Origin of the sequence: Nostoc sp., from assembly GCF_036917515.1 — a bacterium.
Taxonomy (GTDB): Bacteria; Cyanobacteriota; Cyanobacteriia; order Cyanobacteriales; family Nostocaceae; genus Nostoc.
This window is the reverse complement of sequence record NZ_JBALDE010000058.1, coordinates 21724-34437: the sequence shown is the minus strand read 5'-3', so window position 1 is coordinate 34437 and position 12714 is coordinate 21724. Positions and strand designations below refer to the sequence as shown.

Genomic DNA, 12714 nt, shown 5'->3' with positions numbered 1-12714 from the left:
CTTGCTTGAGCCGGATGCGTTGCAAGGCGCAAGTCCGGTTCTGAGGGGGCGGGATTATAGCGATATAGTCCTGCTACCCGACCACGGTGATGCCTTACACTTCAGATAGTATTTGGGCTTAATTTTCGTTTAAGTCCCGCTAGGAGGACAACATGAGCAAAAAACTAATCAATCCAGAGGAACTGTACGATGGTGCTGCATCTGGCATGTCTCAGGCTACTGTCGAGACGGAATTGGGGCTAGTTTTCGTATCTGGTCAGGTCGATTGGAATGATCAACATGAGACCACAGAAAACTCGGTCGAAGGACAAATGAGAAAGGCGCTTGACAATCTTAAAATTGCCCTAACAGCCGCTGGTTCATCAGTCGGACAGTTATTGCAAGTTCGCGTGTATATCCGAGGTGAATTGGGAGAACACATGGAAACTGTTGCCCCTATTCTTTCTGGCTTTTTAGGCGAATCTCGTCCATCTGTAACTGGTATCGGCGTAGCTTCCCTTGCATCACCATCAACACTTGTTGAGGTTGAGGCGGTAGCTAGCGTTAGATAGGTGAATAAGGAGTCAAATGAGCAATCGTACAGATAGTTACACTAAGGCTGTAACCCTTGCTGGTTTAGCATTCTGTTAATCGATATATTTGTACTTTTCTCACTTTTCCTACCTTTTTAACGAAGCGTTACAAAATGGAAACAGGATAAATACGCAATCGCAGTGAGCTATTTTTTATCTCAAATAGGGATTAAAAAAAAGCCTAAAGTCAATGCCACTAATTAATATCAAAATCACAGCTCAATCCTGCCTTGGAGCTTTTGTAAAAAGCCACGTATTGTTTTGATTTCGAGCTTAGTTAGGGAATACTAAACTAAGCACTGGATCTATATATGGCATTTTTACACAAAATTACTAAAAACTTTTTACGTAATAACTCTCAAAATATCTCTGGGATAAATTCATCTGTAACCAGCCAACAACCTATAGTGCTGAAGCAACCAGCAAAACCATCAAAACCAAAAACTCTGGCTGAATTAGAACAGGAAATAGCTGCACAAGGGCAGGTTAGCAGTATACCCCATCAAAAAAGACCCAGCAAACCCAACAGAGGTATAGGTACTAAATTGATATGGATAGCAGTACTTATCGGCATTCCCGCAGGTGTGGTTTGGGTGGCGAATCTGCCTTACCCAATAATTCGCCGAAGTGTAGTGCAAAATGCGCCTTTTTTGTTGCTACCCAGTTACATGAGCATGGAACAGCACTATCGGCAGGTGTTGGCATCAATTGAGCAAGCTGAATACTTGATTGAAAAACCCACTAGTGCAGCAGATTTAGCGTTGGGTGAACAGCAACTGCAACAGACAAAAATACATTTGGATAACTTGCCAGTTGGGTTGGTTAACGATTGGCCGGAATACAAATATTGGTGGTACGACTGGCGGTTGAGCGTTTACAGTCTGAATGCAGCGCGTCGTCAAGTAGGACAACTAGAAGCCAAGGTTTTTCAAGAAAAAAACGCTCAAACCTTGCTCACTGATAATAGTCAAGCATTATTGAATGCAAAACAGCAGTATCAAATTGCTACAACAGTAACTGATAAAAAGTCGGCGATCGCAGCTTGGCGTTCAGCACTAGATAAGTTAGAAGAGATTCCCGGACAAACCTTAGCTGGAAGAACTGCTCAAAATCAACTAGATGCCTACAAACGTGATTTTAAAGAAGTTGTGGGATTAGCAGCGGGAAATGAACGCGTCAGTGCTTTAATTACCGCAGCGCAGCAATTTTCTTGGCAAGCTGCTAAAGCTGGTCAAAATCCACCGCACACAGTCACTGAATGGGAACAAATAGAAAATTTATGGTCAGAAGCCATTAATCGGTTAAAACAGATTTCTTCTGAAGATTTGGTAGGTTATGCCCAAGCACAAAAGTTATTAGCAACTTATGAGACTAATTTGGGTCAAGTCAAAGTAAGACAACAAGCTGAGGCAGATTCTGTACAGGCTTTCTTCATGGCACAACGAGAAATAGAAAGCTTAATGGCTTCAATTTCCACTGACCCCAAAAATTTGGATCGCAATCGTATAATTAGTCAGTTACACAGCATTATTAACCAATTAGAAAAGGTAGAAAAAGGTACAACTGTTTATTTAAAAGCTCAAGAGTTATTGCTATCGGCAAATAATAAATTCAAGCAACTACAGTGAAAATTTGAAGCTGTAAACAACTTTCTTGTACCAAAGCAGAAAAAAGGCTCAAATTTCTATACAGAGAGACTTTGACATCGTTAAGCCTAGTTTATTGATATATCTGGGTTTCAAGCATTTTTAAACATTTGGTGTATTTTCCATGCCCTGTATAGATTTAAGGCATAAACAAGCCTCAAAAATGTTTAAGTCCCGATAGCAGTGCTTTGTATTTGCCAAGAGTTTGAGTAGAGTGATCGCTTGCAGCGGGGTAAAATTTGAAAGCGATGCATATAGACTGTCCTTTTTACACCGCACAATTAGCATTACCATTAGAATAATGCCCAACCTGTACATTATCGGCGGTGCAAACGGTTCTGGTAAAACTACCGCTGCCCTGCAAATCCTTCCCTACTTCTAGAAGTATTTGAATACGTCAACGCCGATGAAATAGCAGCCGGACTTTCTCCTTTTAACCCGGAATCGGTAGCCAGTCAAGCCGGAATACAAGTCGTTATTTTCAGCTTACTACCTGCTCCTTTCCTTATCCCGAACTTAGGTTAGTTTAATAGCTACAGCTAAAGGTTTCATAAAAATAATTACAACCAATTGCCTATAAGAACGTAAGGTGCCCAAAAATATGGACGATTTTCTTTAGCTAAAATCGCAAGTTGGGCGCGTTGCAGAGCTTGGGCTTTAGTTACTCCAGTATCCAATTGTTGATATAATTCACCCATAAAGTCGCTAGTAGATTCATCATCTGCTGTCCACAAAGTTGCTAGGGTACTGCGTGCGCCTGCCCGCACTGCTACTCCAGCTAATCCCAAAGCAGCTCGTTTGTCTCCTGTGGCAGTTTTACAGGCACTAAGGACGAGTAATTCAATTGTTCCTCGTCGATTTTCACCCCTAGCTCGAAGTAAATTATCTAGTTCTCTAACCCTGAGTAACTTATCCCAGATAAGAATATAGGTTTCTTCAATATCTGAACTAAATTGCCCATGAGTAGCTAGATGCACTACTGAAAAGGAAGTAGATTGAATTTGCTTTTGCAGATTAGCTTTAGTGAACTCTTGATTTAAGAGTTCTTTAGTTGACTTCACTTCAGATTGGACTAGTTTTAATTCCTGTGTGACATTTGAGAGTTCGGGAAATAATTTTCCTTCAATCAAGCGTTCTTGCTCAACCCCAGCAATTAAAGCGTTTAGCCGTACGTTGTGTAAAGGTTTAGGATCGAGGAGTTGTAGTCCAGGCATTAAAGAAATAGCATACTTTTCTATCAGATATTTCTGCTGTTTTTTATCATAAAGAATCGCCATTGGAATATTCCGCAAAGAACCGTCAAGCACAAACACTAGGGATGTGATATCTGCATTTACTAAATCTGATTCAATAGGTTTAATTAACCAATCATATAACTGTTGCGAATGCTGCTTAACATCAGGTTCACGGCTAGCAATGGGTAAATCTTTCTGTAGTCGTTCTACAACGTTTTCTAAGACATTCTTAAGAACTTTAGTTGTTTGACGGGAGATTGCATCTTGCCCTGGCAACCTAGTAATAATTTCCAGTCGATTATCTAAAATAATGGGATAGATAACAACTGTAGATTTTTCGTTTTCAACTAATTTATCAAGGTCAATTCTTGGTAGCAAACAGGGCGAACGAAAGAAGTTATCTAATTCTGCTAACTGGAGAGATTCGATTACCTGACGAGCTTGAATGAGATTATCTGACTTTTGAAAAGTATTTTCCGGAAGTTGCAGCAGTAAATCAACGTACTGTCGATATACGGGTTCTACGCTTTCGCGGAAAGAAAATTGTACGTCAGGATTAATCGCAACTAAATCATTACGAAGGGATTTGAGGGCATTATAAGCTTGATTATAAGCAGCTGTTGCTGCTGGGATGTTGGATTGCTTTTGCAGTATCCGTCCCATCTGCCAATGCCATTGATAGGCAATGTCTTGAGCATCAACAGACTCGGCTTTCACCAAGGCTTGTTGTGTAAGGCTTTTAGCATCGGCTAGCTGTCCGCTTTGTTCGTACAAACCGCCAAGAGTACCAAGGGCATAAGACTCAGTTCGTTCATCTTTTAAACTCTTAGCTACTTGGACAGCTTGCGCTAACATCTTTGCAACATCTTTTTTTGGCCCAACTGAGTTCTGTGTCATTTTGCTCAGACTTTGGGCAAAGTTAATTCGGTAATTAACAGCCGTCCGACTCGGAGGCAAACTGTCTATCTGAGACTGAATTTGAGGTAATAATGCCTTTGCTGTGTTAAATTCCTCTTGCTCTACCCGTAGTCTTAATAAATTTAGTTGAGCTTGTAGACGTACAGTAGGTTTTGCAGATGCAATCTGTGCTGCCTGTTGATAGTATTGAATTGCTGTTTGCGTGTTATCTTTGACGCTGCTTGAGTTACCCAAACTACGTTGAGCGTACATTTGAGCGCGGACTGTATTACCTAAACTAAGTAAAGCATTACTTTGGGCGATCGCATCTTTCACTCGTATAGCCACAGAATAACTTTCTTCGAGAATTTTGTACGAATCGTTTAAATAACCCAAACTTCGCCAGACATTCCCTAAGTTGTACAATCCTGTCGCTTTAACAGGAGAGTCTGGTTGGTTTTTAAGAATTTCTCGGACTGAGGTTAAGGTTTTATCTGCTTGGAGATAATTTCCCAAAGCTTGCATTGCTTGGGCTTGATTAACGCGATCGCGAATCAGTGCAGATATATCATCTAAGCGTTGATAAATTTCAGCTGCTGATTGCCAAGTACTTAAGGCTACTTCAGTTTGTCCCTGTGCTAATTCCAGTCCACCTCGAACATCTAAAGCCTGGGCTAAGATTTGTGAAGAATTTGCATCTTTGAGAGTTTGTAATAGTTTAATACTTTGTGTAATAGCTTCAGCTGCCTCTTGCCATTTTCCTAATTGCTGGTAGGCTAAAGAAAGATTGCTTAAAGCTATAGCTTCATTCAAGCTATCATTAGTAGCTTTAAATTCAGCTACTGCTTTTTTGAGAAGTTGTACCCCTTCTACAAACTGTCCTGCTTCATAAAGTGCTTGACTTTGCTGTACTAAGCTAGAAGTCTGGGTTGGGTTGAGAGCAGGTGTAGTTGCTAAAACAGAATCAAATCCAACTCTAGATTTTGCAAATGCTGCTATTAAATAATTAAATGAATCAAAAAAATATGGTAAAAACGCACAAAGTAATACAGTCAATAATGCTATAAAAAAATGCTGGAAAAATTTCATATAATTTTTAAACTTACTTTCTTAAATAGTATAGCTGTACTCACATAGTTTAGGATATTTTGAAAGCGTGAAAGCTACGAATAGTAATAGTTTTACTTTCTACCTTCTGCCTTCTGCCTCGTGCTATATTTAATCCTTCTAATTAGTGAGAATACAAACCAGATATAACTCTCTATAGCTCTGCTATTTTGTGTGAAATTAAAACGAATTATATTGTACAAAAAAATATAAACCGTTTTCTTGCCATGTATTGCTTTGAGTATCAACAGAAACTAAAGGGATACCCCACTCAACACCAGCAGTAAAGTTATTACCCTGTAAGCAACGTAAACCCAAACCAACAGAAGCTAGAGTGTTAGTATTATTTTCATCTCTACTGGAAGAATTATTCCAAGCTGTGCCAACATCACCAAAGGTTGTAACTTGCAGAACTCCATTCCATTGTGGTACACGGGCAATTGGTAGCCGGAACTCAACAGAAGCAAGAGCGCCATTATCTGTCAACAGTAAATCTTGACGATATCCTCGTACACTATTTATACCACCCAAACCAAATTGTTCTGAAGATAAAAGTTTTGTAGAAGCCAATTGCACATTACCACGAATTAATAGTAGGGTATCAGGAGCTAAGAGGCGTACCCACTGTGCCTGTCCTCGCCAAGCGAAAAAGCGGCTATCAGGTTCGTTATCATTAATTGTGGCATTGAATGCACCAATTCCCAGACTAAATTCAGAGCGAGCGGCAATGACTTCTTGGCTATTGCGACTCGTCCATTCCTGAAAAAAACGCAACGCAGATACTCTAGTGCGTCCTTCTTCATCAGCCCCTGGTGATAGTTCAGAAAGAGGAACCTCATTCTCTTCTAGTAAAGAGGAGGAAATATCACTTTCTCTGCGAAAAGCGGTTATCCCAAAAGCGAATTCTTGGTTAGGAGTTTGCACTAGAGGCTGGCGGAATGTCAGTTCGTAATATTGGGAAGCTGATTCAATATCTAATATATTGAAGGGACGTTCAATGACATCGGCTGATGTAGTACCATAACTGAAAGTAAGACTACCATTGCGGGGATTGAGAGGTAAGCTGTAGCTGGTATCTATAGTGTTACTGCCGTCGGTATTGCTATATGTTAACGATATACCATCTCCGAATCCGAGTAAATTAGCTTCGTTTATTTGCAGTTGTCGTCGGAAACTACCAACACTAGGTGAACGACCATTATCCAGGACTGCTTGTATATTGAATGAATCAGCTTCTGTTATCTTAATAGCCAGTAAATTAGCACCAGTACGTGAGCCAGCAGACAGTTCAGCAGAGACGTTTTGAATTAAAGGATTGAGTTGCAATAATTGTAGTGACTGTAATAGGCGTTTTTGATTCAAAGGAGTGGATGCACCCAAGGCTATACGGCTGCGGATATAATTTGGGTTGAGTCGCTTAGTCCCAGTTATTTGGATATCTTCTAATTTCCCTTCTATTACCTGGATTTGGACAACACCGTTGTTATCAAAAGTTTGTTCAGGAATATAAGTCCCAGACGTAACGTATCCTGCATTGATATAAAGTTCGCTAATTTTGGAACGAGCTTCTAACAATTGTGTAAATGTTATCGGCTTGTTTGTAAAGGGAGCAAGTACCTCAGTCAACTTTTCTCGACTGAATACTGTACTGCCAATGACTTCAAACTGTTTAACAGTGAAGATTTGTGATCTCTCCAGGAATGGTTCATCTGGTTTAAGTAGTGGTTGTCCAGGTTGAAGTAATTCGGATGGAGGTGGAAGTTGGGGTGGTGTTGGTGGTGTTGGTGTTTTGGGTGAGGGTGGTTGGACATCCTGCGGTGGCGGAAGTTGGGGAAGCGAGGGAGAATTATTTTGGGATGGTTGTACGCGATTGAGTATCTGTGCTCTACTGGGTGTAGTTATCAGGCTGTTGAACAATATCAGTAAGCAGGACACTATCAAAACATGAGTAACTTTAGCTACCATGACACTGAATAGGGTTGTGTCTGAAAGTGTAAGGTGCAGCAGATGAATTAGCACTCAAGACTATTTGTCCTTTGGCGTTTAGCGTCGCACCTGTGGCTTCAACAATGCGTTTGGGAGTGGAGGTAGTTGGGTTAGTGGTAACAGGTGGTATGGAACGATTGTTGTAAGTGGGTTTAACAGACACCCAATCGATTTGAGGCGCATCAGGAGTGAGAATGTCTTGGGGATTGGGTGGTAAACCGCCGCGTCCGGCAATCACAAATCGGTTTTGAGCATAATCTGGACTATAGCAGCCTTGAGCTACTTGGGTGTCAACTGGTATTGTTGGCAATTGCACTAAGCCACTATTGGGGTTAACATCTGGGGTGTTGAGTTCTACAGTGCCTTGTCTACCAAGTTCTGAACTAGCAGTGATGTCACTCAAAAAAGTTGGACTTTCGCGGAACTGAATACCATAAATGCCATTAGCTTGAATATCCACTCTCCCACCACTACCTGTAAAAGCATTGGCGATAATGTCACTATCTTCGCTGGGGACAGCCAGGATGAAGCCATTGGGGGCATTGATGGCGATATTGCCACCGTTACCCCCAGCTTGTGCTGTGCCTGCGGTGGTGGAAATGGAAGCGCCACGACGCAGTAGTAGTAAATCAGTTTGTAAGTTGATATTGCCACCGTTACCTGACTTACTATTAGATGTGAGTTTTCCTTCATTATCTAGAAATATCTCTTTAGCACTTATGTTAATAGCCCCTGCTGAACTAAGCTGACTTGGGTCTCTTTGAGGGTCATTGTTTACAGTAATTTCTGACATACCTTGAACAATCAATTTTCCTGTAGTGATTGTTATTTCTCCTGGATCGCCACCCGTATAAGTTGAAGCAGACAAACTAGTAGACGCAATTTGTGAAGTTCCAGAAGTTCCAGAAGGTCCAATTAATTCTACGGAATCAGAAGCATTTACAATCAAATTTCCGCCTGCTCCTTTACTTGATAATAATTGTGAGTCTTTAGACTTTTGAGGAATAGAGTCCACTGCCACTTGTCCTCTATCTTCAAGACGCAACTTAAGTGTGTTGATAATTATGTCACCTGCCTTTCCAATCCCGTCAGTTGAACTATATAATTGACTGGGATGTGTACCATTTAGGTCAAAAAAATTACTAATTATTTCTACGGAATCGGAGGCATTCACAGTCAACTTTCCTCCATTCCCCGCGCCTCTAGTAGCAGTTGATATTGCTGCACCATCGCGTAAAATTAATTTTTTGGCGTTAATAAGCAAGTCTCCACCATCTTTTGTACCCGTTGTTTGTGTTCTTAAACGCACAGGGAAACCGATTAGTTCTACGGTATTGCCTTGTACCTGAATATTGCCTCCACCCTCATCTTCGTTATTAGCATTTGTCTTATTACTGGCATCTACTTGAGATGGAATTTCAGAACCTTTAATAATATCAGTTCGCTTGATTAGTTGAATATCCTTAAAATTTTGGACACCTTTATATCCAAAGACCCAGCCTTGAAAGTTTGGCGTTATACTAACTAGGTTATTGGCAGCAACACTTCCTAACTCAATTCGTCCGGAATTAGCTGTTAAATTCCCGCTCTCTAGCTTGATATCACCACCTATAAGAGCCAATGTTTTGTTTGACTGCACTTGTAGACCAACAGGATTGCGTGCGTTATCCGGGTTAGCTTGAGATTGATTAAGGATAGAACCCGGAGTTGCCACCCCAAATTGTAAGCCAACAGGAACACTTATTGTAAGCAAGGGAGTAATTTCGGGATTTGTGGCACTGAACTTTGTACCATCGGCAAAGTTCAAACTACTGGCCGTACTTGCTATAAATGAACCGCCAATTTGTAAAGTAGCATTATTTCCGAAAATAATTCCATTGGGATTAAGCAGAAACAGATTGGCTGTATAATTAGATTTCAAAATGCCATCAATATGAGAAATCGACTTACCTGTTACTCGACCAATTATGTTCTGAATATCTGATGCGTTTCTCAACTCAACTGTGACTCCAGCAGGTATATTAAACTCATTAAAACTATGAAAGAGATTGTTTCCAGAGCGAGTTCCACCTTCAATAATAATTAGATTACTTTGCTGTGTAACTTGAGAATTGTTAGAGAGAGTGTCATCTGGAGTAATTGTGATTTGGGCAATAGCAGAGTTCAAAGAAAAAAATATTACACTACCGAATGCAATTCCTAGTCCCTGATACCAATTACAAATACTACCCATATTATCTATTATTCCTAAATAAATAGAAGAATTGTAGACCAATGACGACACTATACTTTAACTTTATAAAATTGGATATTAAAGTCGGTTTAAGAGATTGAAATAGATAAATAATTTCAAAATTTAATTATTAGTTTTTTTCAAATCGCAAAATATTTATATACTCTAGCTATAAAGATTGATTAAGATTAAAATTTATAAAAAGTTCATCAAATTTAAAATAAAGCATAGTAGATAAAACAATGTATATTAATCATGAGTTATTTGCAAATTTTCTAAATAAACAGACTAATATACATTGAATCATTCTTAGTTTTTACAGTTTTACTAATTCACAAACTCTATTACCATCCTCATCCATCCAACAAATTTTAATCTGAAGAGACAGGTTTTCATCTATCTCTATATGATTTTTTAATTGTTCATCATTACTATCTTCGCTAAGATTAATATAACTTTCAAGCATTTGGATAAAACAAGATTTTTTTAAAATCTCAATGATTTTTGGATGAATCTCATCTTGTAACTCTTTTAATGTTTGAGGTTCAATATTTATCTGTTGTAATTTTTTAGAATCCATAAATTTGACTTTCCTTACGATCTGGTAGAAGAACGAAATTATCTGACAATGTTCTAATCAAAGTTAGTTCTCTAATTAAATTGTCCAATCAAGGTAATTAAACATAATATAACCTATTTAATTCAATTCACTTTTTCCTCTCATCTCTACATTTTGATAACACACTTCCCATCACCAAACTACTACACCAACACCGCCAATCTTGAATCCCTGACATAGCGCCTTCAATAAGTCAGTAACTGCATCGTGTGACTAGTCTTATTTTTCCAAGTTGTAATTCTGTACAATTGGCTCTTGAGCAATGTCTTGCAAGCCAACTGCATTTAATAAGTTAACCCAATCTTGATTAAGAGTAGCATTCTGCGGATTGGTGCGGCGTTGTTGACCTAAATTAGTCACGGCATCGTACCAAATATTATTAGCACTATATACAATGTACTCTTTTGGTTTTGCTGACTTCAACTGACTATTAAGAGTTTCTGTCAGCGCTTGCCTTTGCACAAACCCATCTACATAAAAATTATCAGATGTTTTTTCTGGATCGCCGCAATAAATATGAAAGTACCAGTGATATTTTTTATCTACTTTTAAAGAATATTGCGGTTGTGTTGGCAAAGTAATGCTAACGATCCCCGGTTTTTCAGACAGAGTAAGACGTGTTCGATAAACATATTGTACATCTTTACCATCTAGCACTTGTAACACAAATTCTCCAGAACGCGTGGTTTGTGGTAATTGGGGAACATAAAACCAAAATGTTGGATTTTCTGCAACTGTTGATGCCAAGACTGATTCCCCTCCATTACCAGGTACTAAAGCAGTTAAACGTGTGAGATTGCTAGGACAATCAGGACTCCGCCCAGCCCCTCCTCTGCGCCGACCTGTGGGTGCGCCGTTTCTGGGCAATGTCAGTTGCTTAAAAGATTGGAAGGGCAAATTTTTAACAGTGTTTTGAATCGAATTTGTCAGTTGTGCCTGTACTGATGGCGAGTAACTCATCAAACTAATAAATATTAAAGGAATTACGCAAGCGCGTTGAATTGGTTGGTCAAGTAATTTTTTTTTAATCACGAGCAAAATTTAATTATTTTCTCTTATGAATATGCGAACGTCTAAACCATGAGATTACCATTACTTGGGTAGCTAGTAACACTAATACTGAAGGAATAAATGGCACCCATCCACCTATTGCAAAAATACCAAAACATAACCCAAAAACTGTTAAAAGCGTGACTATCACCGCTAATCCCAGGTGTAGCGGTTTTGAAAAATACCATGCTGTAATACCTCCTACTAATGACCATCCCCATATCCAAAGTACCTCTACCCATCCAGACCACCACCACAATAAAGGTCTGCTATCTAAAACTGCGCTGAGGATTTGACTTAGCATTTGCGCCTGTACAAATACCCCCGGTGTTTGCTTTTGCTTCGGTTTGGCATTGGAACTGAAAGGTGTTTTCCAATAATCATTCGTATTGGTGGGGGCAGAAAGACCAATTATCACAATGCGGTCTTTGAGTGATTTAACTGATTCTAATGGGATTTTTTCATCTAATACATCTCTCAAACTAATTTGATCGGCAATTTTTTCAACCAAGTCAAGAGAACGATAATTCAACAAGATTTGATAACCGGATGCATCCACTTTTTGATAACCGCTGGTGTGTTCGTTTAATTGCTGAAACAGAATATCACCAATTTGCAAATCACCTGATTTTGTAACACTTGATGTTTTGCCTTCTTTCTCTAAATAATGAAGTGCTAGTTGGAGATTAAAAGCGTATTCTGTACTACAGAGAGATGTTGGAAGAGGAGTCAATTGTAAAAGCTGACGACGAGCAATATTTTCATCATCTGCAACAAAATCACTAAAACTTAAGCGTTCTCTTAAAACTTTAGAAGGTGGCGGAATACCATCACTATTGCCATCATCATCGGTAGTAGCAACTTTGCATACAAAAAATAGACGACTATCATTTTGAAAACGAGTAGCTAATTTTGGGTATTTTGGATCTACAATCCCATCACGATAAATATCTAAACCGATAGTTCGTGGTTGGTATTTATTTAATTTATCTAATAATAAAGCAAGGGCTTGGTCAGATAACGACCATCGCATTTGCATTCCTTTATTGAGTTGGTATTGAATATCTGCTTCATCAATAGTGATAATTAAAATCCGCTCGTCAGGTTTTTCAGTGACAAGATGCGATCGCAGCTGCATAAAATGGTCAAAAGCCTGTAGCTCCGATGTTTGCAGATAACCCCCATACCGCACTCCCATGACTAAACTTGTTATCAACAAGCTTGCCAGCAATATTACTAAAACACTCTTAGTGGTGAGCATCTTTCGGTGCGACTGCCAAATCATTGGTGCTGACAAGGGATTTTGGCAAATTACTGGCAACCAAGTTGCACAAGGATATTTATCTTCTATTCCTTCCAGCCTTTTTCG

8 protein-coding genes are annotated in these 12714 nt (G+C 39.3%); 2 read left to right on the top strand and 6 right to left on the bottom strand.

Going from position 1 to position 12714, the window contains the following annotated elements; genetic code table 11:
- Positions 1-152 precede the first annotated feature (152 nt).
- Entirely contained in the window at positions 153-551 is a 399-nt protein-coding gene (locus V7K89_RS07380; protein WP_335185763.1) for a RidA family protein, read from the top strand.
- Between the two features lie 332 nt (positions 552-883).
- On the top strand, positions 884-2200 hold the full coding sequence (locus V7K89_RS07375) for a hypothetical protein (protein ID WP_335185761.1): 1317 nt from the start codon (positions 884-886) through the stop codon (positions 2198-2200).
- A gap of 578 nt (positions 2201-2778) precedes the next feature.
- Here the strand turns inward: V7K89_RS07375 and V7K89_RS07370 are convergent.
- The 6 genes from V7K89_RS07370 to V7K89_RS07345 all read right to left on the bottom strand — a co-directional run bounded on the left by V7K89_RS07370 (position 2779) and on the right by V7K89_RS07345 (position 12630).
- Positions 2779-5406, bottom strand: coding sequence for a CHAT domain-containing protein (locus V7K89_RS07370; RefSeq protein ID WP_335185759.1), 2628 nt, complete (start codon positions 5404-5406; stop codon positions 2779-2781).
- 231 nt (positions 5407-5637) lie between these two features.
- The gene (locus V7K89_RS07365) at positions 5638-7422 is read right to left on the bottom strand and encodes a ShlB/FhaC/HecB family hemolysin secretion/activation protein (protein ID WP_335185757.1); all 1785 of its coding nucleotides are present in this window, start codon (positions 7420-7422) and stop codon (positions 5638-5640) included.
- The gene (locus V7K89_RS07360; protein WP_335185755.1) at positions 7412-9676 is read right to left on the bottom strand and encodes a two-partner secretion domain-containing protein; all 2265 of its coding nucleotides are present in this window, start codon (positions 9674-9676) and stop codon (positions 7412-7414) included. Before V7K89_RS07360 ends, V7K89_RS07365 begins: the two co-directional genes overlap by 11 nt.
- A 316-nt stretch (positions 9677-9992) precedes the next feature.
- Positions 9993-10256, bottom strand: coding sequence for a hypothetical protein (locus tag V7K89_RS07355; RefSeq protein ID WP_335185753.1), 264 nt, complete (start codon positions 10254-10256; stop codon positions 9993-9995).
- Between the two features lie 258 nt (positions 10257-10514).
- Positions 10515-11327, bottom strand: coding sequence for a DUF928 domain-containing protein (locus tag V7K89_RS07350; RefSeq protein WP_335185751.1), 813 nt, complete (start codon positions 11325-11327; stop codon positions 10515-10517).
- A 13-nt stretch (positions 11328-11340) separates the two neighbouring features.
- Positions 11341-12630, bottom strand: coding sequence for a CHASE2 domain-containing protein (locus V7K89_RS07345; protein WP_335185749.1), 1290 nt, complete (start codon positions 12628-12630; stop codon positions 11341-11343).
- Positions 12631-12714 lie beyond the last annotated feature (84 nt).